Genomic DNA, 17502 nt, shown 5'->3' with positions numbered 1-17502 from the left:
AATGCAAGGTGCGCATATCCGGACAGGGGCCAAAACGGGCCGGGGCGGGAGCTGTTTGGTGCCGTCCGAAAGGCGTTAGCGGCTCAAAAGACCGGCCCCGGGCGGGTTTGGACGGCATGGTCCGTTTAGAGGCGTTCCAATAGCAATTTCAACGCGCATCGGTCCCTTCAGAACAAATGAATCTATATTCTGTTTTTCGTTGGCGGACAGAAGTGCTGGTATACCAAGCCACTGATTGGCCTTGCATCATCAACGCTCTAGAGCTGAACCGCGGTTCGATTTATGGCGATTTGGTGATTGCGCAGGCGAAATCGACTCCGTAAATAGAGCCGACCTTTCGCGATCCCCGCGTGCCCCCTGCTGGGCCGCAATAAACATCAAAAGCCCATGACCGCACGGATCGAACGACCGCTTTCCCCCCACATGCAAGTCTACCGCTGGACGCTGACGATGGCGCTGTCCATCGTCCATCGCGCCACCGGTATCGCGCTCTACGTCGGAACCCTGCTGCTGGCCTGGTGGCTGATCGCGGCGGCTTCCGGCCCCGCCGCCTATTCCCACGTCCAGGCCTTCACCGGCAGCATCATCGGCCGGCTGATCGTGTTCGGCTACACTTGGGCGCTGATGCACCATATGCTGAGCGGTATCCGGCACTTCGTGTGGGACCTCGGCTACGGCTTCAAGCCCAATGAGCGCGAGGCCCTGACCTGGGGCGCGCTGATCGGCGGCATCGTGCTCACGGTCCTGATCTGGATCATCGCCTATGCGATCGGAGGCGGACGATGAGCGCGACCGATACGCCCAAGCGCAGCATGCGCACCCCGCTCGGCCGCGTCCGCAATCTCGGTGCGGCGCATTCGGGTACGTCCGATTTCTGGCGCCAGCGCATCACCGCCGTCGCCATGACGCTGCTGATGATTCCGGTGCTCGTGATCATCATGATGCTGCTCGGCCGCAACCAGGCCGGTGCCGCACAGATCCTCGGCTCGCTGCCGATCGCGGTGATCCTGCTGCTCTTCATCGCCGCCAGCGCCTGGCACATGAAGATCGGCATGCAGGTGGTGATCGAGGACTACATCCATAACGAGAAGCTGAAGCTCATCTCGATCATGCTCAACAATTTCTTCTCGATCGCTGTGGCGCTCGCCTCGACCTACGCGATCCTCAAGCTTTCATCCGGAGTGTAACCCATGGCCACAGCGACGAATGGCAAGGGCAACGGCGCTCCCGCCACCAACGGCAAAGCCTATCCGATCGAAGACCACACCTATGACGTCGTCGTGGTCGGCGCCGGCGGCGCGGGCCTGCGCGCCGTGGTCGGCTGCAGCGAAGCCGGTCTGCGCACCGCCTGCATCACCAAGGTGTTTCCGACCCGCTCGCATACGGTCGCGGCCCAGGGCGGCATCTCGGCTTCCCTCGGCAACATGCACAAGGACGACTGGCGCTGGCACATGTACGACACCGTGAAGGGGTCGGACTGGCTCGGTGACCAGGACGCGATCGAATACATGGTGCGCAACGCGCCCGAGGCGGTCTACGAGCTCGAACATTGGGGCGTGCCGTTCTCGCGCACCGAGGACGGCAAGATCTACCAGCGCCCGTTCGGCGGCATGACCATGGACTACGGCAAGGGCCAGGCGCAGCGCACCTGCGCCGCCGCCGACCGCACCGGCCACGCCATGCTGCACACGATGTACGGCCAGTCGCTGCGTCACGCGGCCGAGTTCTTCATCGAGTTCTTCGCCATCGATTTGATCATGGACGACCAGGGCACCTGCCGCGGCGTCATCGCGCTCAAGCTGGACAACGGCACGCTGCACCGCTTCCGCGCCCAGACCGTGATCCTGGCAACGGGCGGCTACGGCCGCGCCTACGCCTCCTGCACCTCGGCACACACCTGCACCGGCGACGGCGGCGGCATGGTGCTGCGCGCCGGCCTGCCGATGCAGGACATGGAGTTCGTGCAGTTCCACCCGACCGGCATTTACGGCTCGGGCTGTCTCGTCACCGAAGGCGCGCGCGGCGAAGGCGGCTATCTCGTCAATTCCGAGGGCGAGCGCTTCATGGAGCGCTATGCGCCGTCCGCGAAGGACCTCGCCTCGCGCGACGTCGTCTCGCGCGCGATGACCATCGAGATCCGCGAAGGCCGCGGCGTCGGCAAGAAGAAGGACCACATCTTCCTGCATCTCGACCATCTCGATCCCGCGGTGCTGGCCGAGCGCCTGCCGGGCATCTCCGAATCCGCAAAAATCTTCGCCAATGTCGACGTGACGCGCGAGCCGATCCCGATCGTGCCGACCGTGCACTACAACATGGGCGGCATCCCCACGAACTATCATGGCGAAGTGCTGACCAAGCGGGACGGCGACGACAACGCCGTCATCCCAGGCCTGATGGCGATCGGCGAAGCGGCTTGCGTCTCCGTGCACGGCGCCAACCGCCTTGGCTCCAACTCGCTGATCGACCTCGTGGTGTTCGGCCGCGCCGCCGCTTTGCGTCTTGCCGAAAAGCTCACGCCCAACGCCAAGCAGCCGGAGCTGCCGGCGAACTCGTCCGAGCTCGCGCTCGGCCGCCTCGACCATTACCGCTACGCCTCCGGCGGCACGCCGACCGCGAAGCTGCGCGAAGGCATGCAGCACGTGATGCAGAACAATTGCGCGGTGTTCCGCACCGGCGACATCCTGAGCGAAGGCCAGAACCTGATCGAGAAGGTCCACAGCGGCATCACCGACATCGCCGTGTCCGACCGCTCGCTGGTGTGGAATTCCGACCTGATCGAGACGCTCGAGTTCGACAATCTGATCTCGCAGGCAGTGGTGACGATGGACTCCGCCGCCAACCGCACCGAGAGCCGTGGCGCCCACGCCCGCGAGGACTTCTCCGCGCGCGACGACAAGAACTGGATGAAGCACACGCTGGCCTGGCTGGACGATGCCGGCAAGGTCAAGATCGAGTACCGCCCCGTTCACGACTACACCATGACCAACGACGTGCAGTACATCCCGCCCAAGGCGCGCGTGTACTGAGCGAACAGCGAAGGCCTTAATCGAAATGGTTGAATTCGCACTTCCGAAGAACTCCAAGATCACCGGCGGCAAGACCTGGCCGAAGCCGGCGGGCGCGACAGACGTTCGCGAATTCCGCGTTTATCGCTGGAATCCGGACGACGGCAAGAATCCGAGCGTCGACACTTATTACGTCGACACCCATGATTGCGGTCCGATGGTGTTGGACGGCCTGATCTGGATCAAGAACAACATCGACCCGTCGCTGACCTTCCGCCGCTCCTGCCGTGAAGGCGTCTGCGGCTCCTGCGCGATGAACATCGACGGCCAGAACACGCTCGCCTGTACGCGCTCGATGCATGACGTCAAGGACGGCGCGGTCAAGATCAACCCGCTGCCGCACCAGCCGGTCGTGAAGGACCTCGTTCCTGACCTCACCAATTTCTACGCGCAGTACGCCTCGGTCGAACCGTGGCTGAAGACGACCTCGCCGACGCCGCAGAAGGAATGGCGCCAGAGCCATGAGGACCGCGAGAAGCTCGACGGCCTCTACGAGTGCATCCTCTGCGCCTGCTGCTCGACCTCGTGCCCGAGCTATTGGTGGAACAGCGATCGCTATCTCGGCCCGGCCGCCCTGCTCCAGGCCAACCGCTGGGTCTCCGACTCCCGCGACGAGGCGACCGGCGAGCGGCTCGACAATCTCGAGGACCCGTTCCGCCTCTACCGCTGCCATACCATCATGAACTGCGCCAAGGCCTGCCCGAAGGGCCTGAATCCGGCGGAAGCCATCGCCGAGCTCAAGCTCAAGATGGTCGAGCGCCAGATCTAGGCCTCATTCATGCTACGGCTCCCCGGCCGCGACGGCCGGGGCATTCTACGCCATAGCCCGCACCACGCGCGAACGTCCGGATTACAACCTCCGGTTCCATCGACAGGCCACTTCCTTCCCAGCGGGAATTTCAAGTAAGCTCTCCGGTCAGGGACCGGAGCGACTGTGCAGGGTGCGCAACGCAACTCGCTGAGACTGTTGCAGTGGATGATGGCGGCATCCCTGGCGCTGCCGATTGCACTGTTCGTCTTCACCTCCACGATCTCCTACACATCGACGAAGGACATCGCCGACCGCGAGATCGAGCGCACGCTCGATGTCGCCCATGAGCACGCGCTCAAGGTGTTCGAGACCATCGACCGCAGCTTGGCCGAACTCAACGAAGTCGTGCGCGGCCTTCCCGACGAGGTCATCCGCTCGCGCGAACCGGCGCTGCATCGCCGCCTGAAACGGCTGACCGATGCGCTGCCGCAGCTCAAATCGGCCTGGATCTTCGACTCGAACGGGAAATCGCTGGTCAACAGCCTCGCCTCGCCACCGCAGGATCTGAGTTTTGCGGACCGCGATTACTTCTACGCCCATGTCGACCAGAACATTGGCACGTTCGTCGGCGCAGCCCTGACGCCGCGTCCGCCCTATCAGGGGGCACGCTTCTTCGGCATGAGCCGGCGCCGCGAAACCGACGATGGCAGCTTCATCGGCGTCATCCAGGCCTCCGTCCTGCCGGAATATTTCGAGAGCTTTTATGCCAGGATCGGCTCCGATCCCGGCAGCTTCTTCGCCATGGGACGCACGGACGGCGTGGTGCTCACTCATTTTCCCCGGCTCGACCGCGACTTCCGGCTCGATCCGACCGGACCGGTCGGGCAGCAGATCGCCGCTCACCCCGAGCACGGCCTCATCACCATCGCCTGGCCCTCGGACGGAATCGAGCGGCGCGTCGGCTACAGGCGCGTCGCCGAATATCCGATCTATGTCAGCGCCGGGCTCGAGACCTCGGCGATCCGCGCGCGCTGGCTCGCCACCATGGGCCAGCATCTGGTGTTCGGCATTCCCGCCACGGCGCTGCTGTTTCTGCTGCTTGCGCTCGCGTTCCGGCGCACCCAGCATCTCCACGCCGAGGCCACGGCGCGACGCGAGGCCGAGGAGGCGCTCAAGCACAGCCAGCGGCTGGAAGCGCTCGGCCAGCTCACCGGTGGTGTCGCGCACGACTTCAACAATCTCCTCACCGTGATTCGTGCCTCGGTCGACTTGTTGAACCGGCCGCAGCTGAGCGAGGAGCGGCGGCAGCGCTACATCAATGCCATTGCGGACGCGGTCGCGCGCGCCGCCAAGCTGACCTCGCAGCTGCTGGCGTTCGCGCGGCGCCAGACCCTGAAATCGGAAGTGTTCGACGTCGGGGAGCGGATGCAGTCGCTGCACGACATGCTCGCCACGCTGCTCGGGCCGGCGATCGAGATCGGAATCCGGCTGCCGACCGAGTCCTGCCTCGTCAAGGCCGATGCCGGCCAGTTCGAGACGGCTCTGATCAACATGGCGACCAATGCGCGCGACGCCATGCAGGGCAAAGGCAGGATCACCTTCGCCGTGCAGGCGGCGGCGACCGTACCCGATACATTGGTGCACGTCTCGGGCAGCCATGATCTTGCAGGCAACGATGGCTTCGTCAGTGTCGCCGTCAGCGACACCGGCATCGGCATTCCCGCCGCACGATTGGGCCGCATCTTCGAGCCGTTCTTCACCACCAAGCAGGTCGGCCAGGGCACCGGTCTCGGCCTGTCGCAGGTGTTCGGCTTCGCCCGCCAATCCGGCGGCGAGGTGACCGTCGAGAGCGAGGTCGGCCAGGGCAGCACCTTCTCACTCTATCTGCCGCGCGTGCCGGCGGACCTGCTGCCGCAGCGGCAGGCGCCCAATACCGCGCCGGCGGTGGCCGGCAGCGGCATGTCGGTGCTGTTGGTCGAGGACAATATCGAGCTCGCCAATTTCGCTGCCGACGGTCTCACCGAGCTCGGTTACAGCATCACTTTGGTGGACAACGCCACCGACGCACTTGCCGAGCTCACCGTGGACACAGATCGCTTCGACGTCGTGTTCTCCGACGTGGTGATGCCCGGGATGACCGGGCTCGATCTGGCGCAAGCGATCCGCGAGCGCGGCATCCGCGTGCCGATCGTGCTGACCACGGGCTACAGTCAGGCCCTGTCACAAGATGGCGCCGCCGGCTTCGATCTCGTGCAAAAGCCCTATTCGATCGAGGAATTGTCGCGGGTTCTCCATCGGGCCGCGAGGCTCCGGCCGGTCCGCGACGGCGCCGCCGAGTGAGGGCGGCACGGAACCAACGGGAACCGATTGATTTGGTTCGCGTTATCCGCTCATGCACAAGCCGGCCGCAAAGCGCGAACAGGGCAGGAAGCCCCCCATTGTCGAGATCAAGGGCGAGAACGGCGACGAGGTCACGCCGCCGCCGCCGGAGGTTATTGAGCCCGATCCCGCACTCTCGCCCGAGGAGGCCGAGCAGGTTCGCAAGGACTATCTGCTGACGCGCTTCTGGATCAGCGCACGCGGCTTCTGGGGCCGCAACGGCGACCGGCTGGCGTGGCTCTATTCGATCGGCCTCGTCGTGCTGATCGTCCTCACCGTCGGCTTTCAATACGGCATCAATGTCTGGAATCGCGCGATCTTCGACGCCATCGAGAAGCGCGAGGCGACCACCGTCTTCCATCTCACCGCGGTGTTCTTCCCGCTCGCGATCGGCAGCATCGTGCTCGGCGTCGCGCAGGTGTTCGCGCGCATGGGCATTCAGCGCCGCTGGCGCGCCTGGCTCACGGCAAGCGTGCTGACGCGTTGGCTGGCCAACGGGCGCTATTATCAGCTCAACCTGGTCGGCGGCGACCACAAGAATCCAGAATACCGGATCGCCGAGGATCTGCGCGTGGCGACCGATTCCCCGGTCGATTTCCTCGCCGGCGTCACGTCGGCGCTGTTGTCGGCTGCGACCTTCATCATCGTGCTCTGGACCATCGGCGGCGCGCTCACGGTCACGCTCGGCGGCTCCGCCATCACCATCCCCGGCTTCCTCGTCATCGCCGCGATCCTTTACGCCGCGATCGCCTCCGGTTCGATCCTGGTGATCGGCCGGCGCTTCGTGCAGGTCTCCGAGGACAAGAACCAGGCCGAGGCGGATTTCCGCTACACGCTGACGCGCGTGCGCGAGAACGGCGAGAGCATCGCGCTGCTCGGCGGCGAGGAGGAGGAGCGCGGCGGCATCGACCGCAATTTCACCAACGTGCTGCGGCAGTGGGCGCGTTTGGCCGGCCAGCACATGCGCACAACGCTGGTCTCGCAAGGCTCGAGCCTTGTCGCTCCCGTGGTCCCTCTCCTGCTCTGCGCGCCAAAATTCCTCGACGGCAGCATGACGCTCGGACAGGTGATGCAGGCGGCCTCCGCCTTCACCATCGTGCAGAGCGCGTTCGGCTGGCTGGTCGACAATTATCCCAGGCTCGCCGACTGGAACGCCTGCGCCCGGCGCATCGCCTCGCTGATGATGTCGCTCGACGGCCTCGAGCGCGCCGAGCAGGGCGACGGCCTCGGCCGCATCAAGCGCGGCGAGACCAGCAACGACGCCATGCTGGAGATGAAGGATCTCTCCGTCACGCTCGACGACGGCACGGCCGTGGTCGGCGAGACCGAGGTGGTGATCGAGCCGGGCGAGCGGCTGCTGGTCGCGGGCGAATCCGGCACCGGCAAGAGCACGCTGGTGCGCGCCATCGCGGGGCTCTGGCCATGGGGCGGCGGCAGCGTCAATTTCCATCCCGACCGGCGCCTGTTCATGCTGCCGCAGCGGCCTTACGTGCCGTCCGGCAGCCTGCGCCGCGCCGTCGCCTATCCCGGCGCCGAGGACGACTGGACCGTGGAGGAGATCGGCGAAGCCCTGCACAAGGTCGGCCTCGACCACCTCAAGGAGAAGATCGAGGAAGAGGGACCGTGGGATCAGACGTTGTCAGGCGGCGAGAAGCAGCGCCTCGCCTTCGCGCGGCTGCTGCTGCACAATCCCGACATCGTCGTGCTCGATGAAGCGACCTCCGCGCTCGACGAGAAGAGCCAGGACAAGATGATGCAGATGGTCACCGACGAGCTGCCGAAGGCGACCATCGTCAGCGTCGCCCATCGCGTCGAACTGGAAGCCTTCCACAGCCGCAAGATCGTGCTGGAACGCCGCAAGGGCGGCGCCAAGCTCGTCAGCGATATCGACCTGATCCCGCGCAAGGGCAAGCGCAAGCTGCTCGGGCGATTCCTGAGGCAGCGCAAGGCCGCGCCAAAAAAGGCGGCGTGAGGTCCGTAGCCCGGATGGAGCGAAGCGCAATCCGGGACGGTCCATCAGAGCGGCGAGAACCCCGGATTTCGCTGCGCTCCATCCGGGCTACATTCTTTTCCCGCAACATTGGAGTCCTCATCAAAACCGGCTATGCATGCGCCGCCTGCAACGAGGACCACCTGCTTGACGCCCGACAACGCCCCTTCGTCCGCGCCGTTTGGCGCGTTTGCGCCGAACGCGGCACAGGCTGCGATCATCCGCCTTGCGCAACAGTCGGGGCTGAAGCGCGGTGCGTTCCGCCCGTGGATGTCGCGGCTGGTCAACCTGATACGCGGCGGGCCGATCGATGTGCAGTACCAGGGCGCCTCGTTCCGCTTCTATCACCAGGGCAGCGCGACCGAGCGCGGCGCGCTGTTCAATCCCGACTACAATCTCGACGAGCTCGACTTCCTGCGCCGACACACCCCGGCAGGCGGCGTGTTCGTCGACGTCGGCGCCAATGTCGGCACCTTTGCCCTGGTGATGGCGCAGCAGGTCGGCACCAATGGCAAGGTGGTCGCGATCGAACCGCATCCGATGACGTTTGGACGGCTCTCGTTCAACCACGCCGCGTCGAAGACGACGCAGGTGCGCCTGGTGCAGGCTGCCGCCGGTGACAGCGACGGCGAGCTCATGATCGAGAGCGGCGGCGGCAATCTCGGCGCCACGCACGTCGTCACCGGCACGGCCAGCGCGGAGGCCATCAAGGTGCCGTCGCTGCGGCTGACACGCATTCTGGACGAGGCCGGCGTCGGCCAAGTCGATTCGCTCAAGATCGACGTCGAGGGGTTCGAGGACCGCGTGCTGATCGGCTTCTTCCGCGACGCGCCGCAATCGCTGTGGCCGCGCGCGGTGGTGATCGAGCATCTGTCACAAAACGAATGGCAGCAGGATTGTATCGCTGACATGGTCGCGCGCGGCTTTGCGATCGCGCGCAAGACACGGAGCAATACGTTCCTGTCGCGCTAGCCGTGAGCAAGGGAGATTTGCGATGATCGACCATCTGGGTTTTTCGGTCTCCGACTATGAGCGCGCGAAAGCGTTCTACGCCAAGGCGCTGGCACCACTCGATTACAGCCTGATCATGGAGGTAACGGCGGAGCAGACTGGCCACGCTGCGGCGGCAGGCTTCGGCGCCAACGGCAAGCCGGACCTCTGGTTCGGTGCGGAAGGCGCGATGAACAAGCCGGTGCATATCGCGATTCTCGCCAAGGATCGCGCCACGGTCGACGCCTTCTACAAGGCGGCGATTGCCGCCGGCGGCCGCGACAACGGCGCACCCGGCATCCGCCCGCATTATCATGCGAACTATTACGGCGCGTTCGTGCTCGACCCTGACGGACACAACATCGAGGCCGTCTGCCACGCGCCGGAATAGCGCGCGTTCAGGCACGACACGACAAGGAACATCGGCGCGGCATCATCGTTGTCATTCTCCAGACAACTGACCTCGATGATGTGATGCCGATCGAACCGCCCGAGATTCCACCGTCGACGCCCGGCACGCCCACCGAGCCGCCGCCTGGAATTCCGCCGGGCAATCCGCAGCCTGAAATCGCGCCGCCCGTGCGCGAGCCCGGCGAATCACCGCGGCCCGACGAATTGCCGGGCCACGTGCCGGAAGAGATTCCATCGCGCGGACAGAACGGACCGCTCACGCCGAATCCCGCGACGGATGCAAGTTCGCTGCGCGATCACATGTGAGGCGAAGCATCACATGTGAGGCAATTGCAACCTGCGTCTGAATGCGCAATGAACGTCACCATAGTGAGGTGATTTGCGTGCAGAAATAAATCGGCCCGCGACCTCTTCGCCCGCCACATTCCGGCCTAACGCGTAGCTGTTCATCCCGACACTTCGTCAAAGAACCTTCCGGGGAAGTTCACCATCATGACCAACCTTCGTTTCGTGCTGCTTGCAACGACGGCTCTGACCGCGATGCAATTCGCAAGCTCCGCATCGCATGCGCAAAGCGCGCCGCCGCTCGTGGTCGCGCAAGCGCAGACACAACCACCAGAGACCGACAAATCGAAGCAGCCTCCGAAGGAAGCGCCGAAGGGACCGCCGCCTGGCGCACGTCCTGCCGCACCACCTCCTCCTGCCGCGGCACCGCCTGCAGCTCCTGCGCGCCCCACGGCGCCGCCGCCCGCAGCTGCACCTCCGCATCCTCCCGCTCCGCCGCCGCCGGCTGCCGCGCCATCGCGCCCGACCCCACCACCGCCTCCTCCGCCTGCGGCACGTCCGACACCTCCGCCTCCGCCGCCACCCCCACCGCCGGCAGCTCCCAAGCAGCCGTCGCCGCCTCCGGCTGCGGCACCCCAGCAGCATGCGCCTGCGCCAACTCCGCCGCCCCCGGCCGCGCAGCAGCACACGCCGACGCCGCCTCCCGCCGCAGCTCCGCCTGCCGCGCGTCCCGCTCCGACTCCGCCGGCAGCAGCAACGCCGCCCGCAGCAGCACCCGCACGTCCGGCGCCGGCACCTGCGGCTACGCCGTCGCCTTCACCGGCCGCGCCTGCGGCCCGCCCTGGCGCGGCTGCACCGACCGCCACGCCTGCTCCGACGGCAACACCTGCTCCGACGGCAACGCCGGCACCGGGCGCCACGCCCGGCGCACCGCCGACTGGACGCCCGGGCACCCCGCCGCCCGGCGGACGTCCCGGCACGCCTCCGGCTGCAGGATCACCGACACCGGCCCCCGGTGCCGCGCCCGCTCCAACGGCCACGCCGGCCCCCGGTGGCGCTCCGACGCCGCTGCCGGGCCGTCCCGGTGCAGGACCGACGCCCGCCCCCGGCACAGCTCCAGCGGCGACGCCGACCCCTGGTCAACAGGGCGGAACGCCTCCCGCGGGCGCGCCCGCAGCCGGAACTCCGGCTGCGCCGCCCCAGGCCGGCGGCCTCCCGCCGCGGCCCGCGGCGCCCGCCGGTGCCGCTGCGCCGAGCACAGTCCCAGGCTCGGCGGCCGCAACGCCGCCGCCCAACCGGGCGCAATTCGCTCCGCCGACGGTTACGCCTGCCTTCCAGGCCAGGCCGACAGTCGTCGCACCGCTGCCACCTCCGCCGCGCCCGCCGCAGCGTGACCTGACACCGCTCGCGATCGGTGCGGGCGTGGTGGCCGGCGCCGTGATCGGAGCCACCATTGCCGACCTGCACAACCAGCGACGCGAGGCCATCGAAGGCGGCCGCACCGTCTACACCGAACCGGATCGCATCATCATCCGCGATCCGGGCGGACAGGCCTACGTCCGCGGCAACGACCTCTATCGCTTCCGCTATGGCGCCCGCGACATCCGCACCGACACCGTCGGCGGCGAGACCCGCACGGTCGTGATCCGTCCTGATGGCAGCGAGGTCATCACCGTGGTCGGTCCCGACGGTTCGTTGCTGCGGCGAATCCGCAGGGACCCCGGCGGGCGCGAGATCATCATCATCGACAACAGCTACCGCGATCCGCGGTCGGTCGGCGGCTTCTATGTCGATGCGCCGCCGCCGGTCGTGAACATTCCCTACGATCGCTACATCGTCGACGCCGAGGAAGCATCGCCGGACGTGATCTACCAGACCATGGAGGCACCGCCGGTACAGCGGATCGATCGGCGTTACACGCTCGACGAGATCCGCTACAGCCCCAATGTTCGCATGCAGATGCCGAGCATCGACGTCAACACGATCACCTTCGAGACGGGCTCGTGGACCATCCCGCCGGACCAGGCGGCCCGGCTGCAGGGGATCGCCGACGGTCTCAACCGTGCGATCCAGCGCAACCCGCGTGCGGTGTTCCTGATCGAGGGACACACCGACGCGGTCGGCAACGAGGTCGACAATCTGTCATTGTCGGATCGCCGTGCGCAGTCCGCGGCCGAATTGCTGACCCAGCAGTTCGGGGTGCCCGCCGAGAACCTGACCTCGCAGGGCTATGGCGAGCAGTATCTGAAGGAGCAGACGCAAGGACCGAGCCTGATCAACCGGCGCGTCACCGTCCGCAACATCACGCCGCTGCTCAACGGTGGCCAGGCCTCGCTGCCGCCGCCCCCGCCCGGCACCGCGCCGCCGCGCTGAGGCGAAGCACAAATGCAAAATGGCCGGGAGCAATCCCGGCCATTTTTGTTTGGATCAGGCGCCCGCTGCCTGAAGCGGCACGCAGGCAGCGCAGATGGCTGCGGCATGCCTGTGATCGGTACCGCAGCAGCCGCCGAGCAGTTGCATGCGCGGGAATGCCCGCCTGAGCGCCACATAACGGCGGCCGAGATCGGCGGGATCGCCGCTGTCGAGCACCTCGGACTCATCGAGCTCGGCATGGCTCTTGGCCGACGCATTGGCCCTGACGCCATGAATGCGTTCGACCCATGGCTCGCCGGCTTGGAGGGCACTCTCGAAGTGGGTCGGATGAGCGCAGTTGATCAGGAAATATTCGCAGGCGCTTTCCGTTGCACGATCGACGACTTCGATCGCCTCCCGCAGGGTCTCTCCCCTGACCAGGCAACCGTCAGTTTCGACCGTGAAGGAGATGGCAACCGGGATCGCGTGCATCTTTGCAGCACGCACCACGCCGATGGCTTCATTGACGCTGTTCAGCGTGAACGCGGTCACCATGTCGGCGCCGGCCTCGGCGAAGGAGGCGATCTGGGACGAATGATAGTCCATCGCCTCCGTCGCATCCATGTTGCCGGCCTTGTAGCCGTCGCCCCGCGGACCGATCGCACCGTTGATCACACAGGGCAGGCCGGAGGTCTCCCATGTGCCGCGCAATTCCTCGAGAAAAAGAATTGCCCGCACGTTGATCGCCGTGAGCGCGTCCATATCGTAGCCGAGCTTGACACCCCAATCAGGATTGGCGCGCCAGGTCGGACTGTCGAGCACGAAGCCGAGCCCATGCTGACGCGCGATCGCAAGATAGGCCTCGTAATACTGCCTCAGATGCGAGCGGCCGGCCTCGCTCTCGAGCAACACGAAGGCAGCAAAGTGAGGAAGCTCCAGACCTTTGTGAAAGATCAGGGTCGTCTCCATGCCGCCGTCGGTCAGGAAGATACCGCCGCGGCGCTGAGGCAGATTGTCTCTGTACTTCGCCATTGGTCGCTCCGTCGCTGCGAGGCCCCACTCATTCGGTCGTTTCAACCTCCTTCCGGTCTCATGCGAGATGGTGCCGCATAATGTCGCGCGGTACGCGACTGCTCCTACTGCCCTGCGGCGAGCCCAAGCGCATCGACCATCACGCGAAACACCTCGGTGTTGTCCATCGAGCCGTGCACGCGCTCGCTGCCCGGCCCGGTCGCCGTCAGGATGACGTCCTCGCCCGAATGCACGCTGGCGCCGATCATCGCCGACAGATTGCCCGGGCGCAGCACCGCGCCGGGGACGTCCTTGTATTTGTCGTTGGCCTTGAAGGTCCCGTCGTCACCGGCCTTGACGGTCGGCTCGTTGGGATTGTCGAGCTTCGGGCGGAACGTCTCGTAGTGATCCGGCAGGCTGGCCGAGAAGATGGCGAGCCGGCGGCTCACATCGACGCGTGACGGATAGCCCTCGGCATCCGGCGCCGGATAATTGGGAAATCCAGCCTGCTCGTAGACGCCGACACGCTCGCGCAGCGGCACGTTGGGCGTGGTGCCCATGTCGTCATTCACTGTGCCGACAAGGCTGTTGGGATGATTGTGGTCCGCCAGCACCAGGATGAGGGTGTCGTCGCCGCGCGCCCGTGCCCATTCGCGCGTCTGGCGCACTGCGTTGTCGAGCATGATCGTATCGTAGACGGCGCGCTCCATGTCGAGGACATGCGCATATTTGTCGATCAGTCCGGATTCGACCATCAGGAAGAAGCCGGTCTCGTTCTTCGAGAGCATGTTCAGCGCCGCCCGCACCTGCTCGGTCAAATCAGGTTGCTCGGGAAATTTCTTCACGCCGCCGCCCTTGAGGAATTTGCGGTCGAGCACGCCATCCATGTTGCCGGTCGCGAACAGGCCGAGCAGCTTGCTTGTCTCCGGCTTTGCGGCAGAAGCGCCGAGCTCGCTCGCGGTCGTCGCGACCTGATAGCCTGCTTCGCGAAATTTCGCGATGTAGTCGGCTTCGTCCTTGCGTTTGGAGCCGGCCGCGGATTTCGGCAGAAAATTCGCGCTGCCGCCGCCCATCAGCACATCCGGCTTCGCCGCGAAGAACTGCTCGACGATCTCGTCATAGGCGGCGCGCCGGCGGGTGTGCGCGACCATCGCGGCCGGTGTTGCGTCTTCGATCTCGGTGTTGGTGACGACACCGATCGCCGTGCCGTGCCTCCGCCTGGCAAGACTCGTGATGGTTTCGACGCGGGGATCGTCGAACGGACTTGCGGTGCGGTCCGCATAGACGCCCAGGGCGTTGACGGCGCTCTTGTGGCCGGTCGCATAGGCGCTGGCCGAGTTCGCGGAGTCCGTGATGATCGAGTCCGAGCCCGCGGTCGCCACCAGCGCCATATGGGGCATGTCGTCGATTGCGAGCTTGCCGCGGCTCTTGCCTTCCGCAATCCCCTTGGACAGGATTCGCGCTGCGACCCGATGCGCTGGCGACATGCCGTCGCCGATAAACAGGATGACGTTCTTCGCCTTGCGCGGACCGGTGTCGTAAACCGTCCATGCGATGCTGCGCTGCTGCGTGCCATCGCTGACATCCACCGTGACGGTGCCGGGCTTGGCCAGCGTGACGTCGCGCAAAATCAGCGCCGACTGGTCCTTGCCGTCCTCGCGATCGATGAAGGTCCCGCTACGTCCGAACGCGGCAGCATAGTCCGCGCCGTTCACGGTCACCTTCAGCCTGGCCGGATCGACCGGCCCGGGAAACTCGACCTTGAAGTCGAACCGGGCGCCAGCCAGGATCTCGGCACGATCGATCTGATAGATCGTCTGCGCCGACAGCGACGTTGTCCAACAGAGGACGATGAGTGAGGCGAGTGCCGATCCCTTGACCATGCTCGATGCTCCGCAATCCCGTTCACAACAGGAGCGGAACCCTAGCGGTCGCGCATGACATCGTCATTAAGCGCGTAGCCCGGATGGAGCGAAGCGCAATCCGGGAATCTAGCGGCTGGACGAGAGGCCCCGGATTTCGCTTCGCTCCATCCGGGCTACAAGATCAACCCTTGTCGCTCTCGAGCTTGAAGATCTGCGAGCCTTCGCTGCCCGACAGCAGGCCGGTATCCGTGTAGAGCTTCAGCTTGGTGCGCGTGTCAGCGATGTCGAGGTTGCGCATGGTGAGCTGGCCGATGCGATCGGCCGGCGTGAATGCGGCGTCTTCGACCTTCTCCATGCTGAGCCGTTCCGGCGCATAAGTGAGGTTCGGGCTCTCGGTGTTGAGGATCGAATAGTCGTTGCCGCGGCGCAGCTCCAGCGTCACCTCGCCGGTGACGGCGCGTGCGACCCAGCGCTGCGCGGTCTCGCGCAGCATCAGGGCCTGCGAATCGAACCAGCGACCCTGATACAGCAGGCGTCCCAAGCGCATGCCGCTGATGCGGTACTGCTCGATGGTGTCCTCGTTGTGGATGCCGGTGACGAGGCGCTCATAGGCGATGTGCAGCAGCGCCATGCCGGGCGCCTCGTAGATGCCGCGGCTCTTCGCCTCGATGATGCGGTTCTCGATCTGGTCGCTCATGCCGAGTCCGTGGCGGCCGCCGATCGCATTGGCTTCGAGGAACAACGCGACGGGGTCGCTGAAGGTCTGGCCGTTCAGCGCCGTGGGCTGGCCTTCCTCGAAACGCACCACGACCTTCTCGGCCTTGACGTTGCAGTCGTCACGCCAGAACGGCACGCCCATGATGGGGTTGACGATCTTGATGCCGCTGTCGAGGCTTTCGAGATCCTTCGCTTCGTGCGTGGCGCCGAGCAGGTTGCTGTCGGTCGAGTACGCCTTCTCCGCGCTCATCTTGTAGGCAAAGCCCTGCGCGGTCATGAACGCCGACATTTCGGCGCGGCCGCCGAGCTCGTCGATGAACTGCTGGTCGAGCCAGGGCTTGTAGATGCGCAAGGATGGATTGGTCAGCAGGCCGTAGCGATAGAAACGCTCGATGTCGTTGCCCTTGAAGGTCGAGCCGTCGCCCCAGATGTTGACGCCGTCTTCCTTCATCGCCGCGACCAGCATCGTGCCGGTGACGGCGCGCCCGAGCGGCGTAGTGTTGAAATAGGTGATGCCGCCGGTCGAGATGTGGAAGGCGCCCGACTGGATCGCGGCGATGCCCTCGTGGACGAGCTGCGTGCGGCAATCGACGAGCACCGCCTTCTCGGCGCCGAACGCCTCGGCCTTGCGCGGGATCTCGTTGTAGTCGGCTTCATCGGGCTGGCCGAGATTGGCCGTGTAGGCGTAGCAGCGCGCGCCCTTCTGCTTCATCCAGAGCAGCGCCGCGCTGGTATCGAGACCGCCCGAAAAAGCGATGCCGACTTTCTCACCCTTGGGCAGGCTTTTCAGGATCGTGGTCATGGGGCTTCCAATCGGGTCTCAAGGGGCGGATGGCGTTCGTGGGTTGACCGCGCGAATATCAAATTTCGCGCGCCTCGGCACGCATTTAATGGCTCAAATCGACGGCTCGGGGCCTGTCTTGCGGCCGAACAGGCGCTGGCGGAGCCGGTAGGCGGGCATGTTCAGCCGGGTCAGGGCGGCATCGACCGCCTCGTCCGAGAACCGGGTCCGCGGCCAGCGGTAAATCAGCGCGTAGGCGAACCAGATCACGACGAAGGTGACGAGGCCGGCGATCGAGACGTCCGTGAAGAAGTGGCCGCCGAAGGCCATCCGCAGCCCGCTGGTGACCATGCCGAACATAACCGCACCGGCATAGGCGAGCGGCCGCCATGCCGGCGGCGCCAGCGCAGCCGGCGCCAGCGTCCAGAACGCGGTCGCGCCCTCGCCCGAGAAGAACGAGCAGTTGCGCGCGCAATCGCCGCGCGGATCCCACCACGGCACGAATTGCTGGTCGCCGGCAAACTCAGTCACCACCACCGGACGCGGCCGTCCCCAATAGGTCTTGAAGGTGAGATTGGTGAGGATGCCTGCCGACATGATGATGGTGACCAGCAGGAATACGATCGCGCGCCCCGATACCATCAGCGGCCGGTCGGGTCGGATCATCTTGACCACAAGCGCGACCAGCGGCGGCAGCACGAATGCCCAGGCGACCCACATGGCGGCGTCGCGCGCGACGCCCGCCCACTCATTCAGCTTGAGCGGAAACGTCTTCGTCTCGGGGTCGAAGAACAGCGCGGCGAGCTTGAGATCGAGCTCGGGATAGAGGCCGAAAACGACGCCGATCACAAGCCACAGCGCCAGGGCGATGAAGAGTCCAGTCCGGTTCATGGCGCGCGGTTTAG

General features: G+C 65.7%; 14 protein-coding genes. 10 read left to right on the top strand and 4 right to left on the bottom strand.

Features of this window, described 5'->3' with window-relative positions; translation table 11 throughout:
* Nucleotides 1-387: 387 nt before the first annotated feature.
* From sdhC to ACVJ5M_RS04860, 10 genes are all read left to right on the top strand, one after another.
* Entirely contained in the window at nucleotides 388-786 is a 399-nt protein-coding gene (gene sdhC / locus ACVJ5M_RS04905) for a succinate dehydrogenase, cytochrome b556 subunit (protein ID WP_028151914.1), read from the top strand.
* Nucleotides 783-1187 carry a succinate dehydrogenase, hydrophobic membrane anchor protein gene (gene sdhD / locus ACVJ5M_RS04900; RefSeq protein WP_063980369.1) on the top strand — a complete coding sequence of 135 codons (405 nt, stop codon included), beginning with the start codon at nucleotides 783-785 and terminating at the stop codon, nucleotides 1185-1187. The genes sdhC and sdhD overlap by 4 nt, the downstream gene beginning before the upstream one ends.
* A gap of 3 nt (nucleotides 1188-1190) precedes the next feature.
* Nucleotides 1191-3026, top strand: coding sequence for a succinate dehydrogenase flavoprotein subunit (gene sdhA, locus ACVJ5M_RS04895; protein WP_354099928.1), 1836 nt, complete (start codon nucleotides 1191-1193; stop codon nucleotides 3024-3026).
* 25 nt (nucleotides 3027-3051) lie between these two features.
* Nucleotides 3052-3834 (top strand): succinate dehydrogenase iron-sulfur subunit, encoded by a 783-nt coding sequence (locus ACVJ5M_RS04890; protein WP_028151918.1) that lies wholly within the window; start codon nucleotides 3052-3054, stop codon nucleotides 3832-3834.
* Nucleotides 3835-3999: 165 nt separating this feature from the next.
* Nucleotides 4000-6156: a hybrid sensor histidine kinase/response regulator gene (locus tag ACVJ5M_RS04885; protein WP_354099927.1), complete on the top strand. Its 2157-nt coding sequence runs from the start codon at nucleotides 4000-4002 to the stop codon at nucleotides 6154-6156.
* Between the two features lie 52 nt (nucleotides 6157-6208).
* Nucleotides 6209-8167 carry an ABC transporter ATP-binding protein/permease gene (locus ACVJ5M_RS04880; protein ID WP_063980366.1) on the top strand — a complete coding sequence of 653 codons (1959 nt, stop codon included), beginning with the start codon at nucleotides 6209-6211 and terminating at the stop codon, nucleotides 8165-8167.
* A gap of 165 nt (nucleotides 8168-8332) precedes the next feature.
* Entirely contained in the window at nucleotides 8333-9157 is an 825-nt protein-coding gene (locus ACVJ5M_RS04875; protein ID WP_063985985.1) for an FkbM family methyltransferase, read from the top strand.
* A gap of 22 nt (nucleotides 9158-9179) precedes the next feature.
* Nucleotides 9180-9566, top strand: a complete 387-nt coding sequence (locus tag ACVJ5M_RS04870) for a VOC family protein (protein ID WP_028158603.1) — start codon at nucleotides 9180-9182, stop codon at nucleotides 9564-9566.
* An 83-nt stretch (nucleotides 9567-9649) separates the two neighbouring features.
* Complete coding sequence (locus tag ACVJ5M_RS04865) at nucleotides 9650-9892, top strand: hypothetical protein (protein WP_063980365.1); 243 nt, start codon at nucleotides 9650-9652, stop codon at nucleotides 9890-9892.
* Between the two features lie 186 nt (nucleotides 9893-10078).
* On the top strand, nucleotides 10079-12244 hold the full coding sequence (locus tag ACVJ5M_RS04860) for an OmpA family protein (RefSeq protein ID WP_084794918.1): 2166 nt from the start codon (nucleotides 10079-10081) through the stop codon (nucleotides 12242-12244).
* 54 nt (nucleotides 12245-12298) lie between these two features.
* On the opposite strand, the gene ACVJ5M_RS04855 is transcribed toward ACVJ5M_RS04860, so the two are convergent.
* From ACVJ5M_RS04855 to ACVJ5M_RS04840, 4 genes are all read right to left on the bottom strand, one after another.
* The gene (locus ACVJ5M_RS04855) at nucleotides 12299-13255 is read right to left on the bottom strand and encodes a homocysteine S-methyltransferase family protein (protein WP_063980361.1); all 957 of its coding nucleotides are present in this window, start codon (nucleotides 13253-13255) and stop codon (nucleotides 12299-12301) included.
* Between the two features lie 104 nt (nucleotides 13256-13359).
* On the bottom strand, nucleotides 13360-15117 hold the full coding sequence (locus ACVJ5M_RS04850; RefSeq protein ID WP_354099926.1) for an alkaline phosphatase: 1758 nt from the start codon (nucleotides 15115-15117) through the stop codon (nucleotides 13360-13362).
* Nucleotides 15118-15280: 163 nt separating this feature from the next.
* Nucleotides 15281-16618 (bottom strand): argininosuccinate synthase, encoded by a 1338-nt coding sequence (gene argG, locus ACVJ5M_RS04845; protein WP_063980359.1) that lies wholly within the window; start codon nucleotides 16616-16618, stop codon nucleotides 15281-15283.
* 93 nt (nucleotides 16619-16711) lie between these two features.
* A complete protein-coding gene (locus tag ACVJ5M_RS04840; protein WP_063980358.1) occupies nucleotides 16712-17488 on the bottom strand; it encodes a phosphatase PAP2 family protein in 777 nt (258 codons plus the stop codon).
* Between the last annotated feature and the right edge of the window lie 14 nt (nucleotides 17489-17502).

The organism is Bradyrhizobium sp. S3.7.6 (genome assembly GCF_054061875.1).
This window is presented reverse-complemented; position numbering and strand designations above follow the sequence as displayed.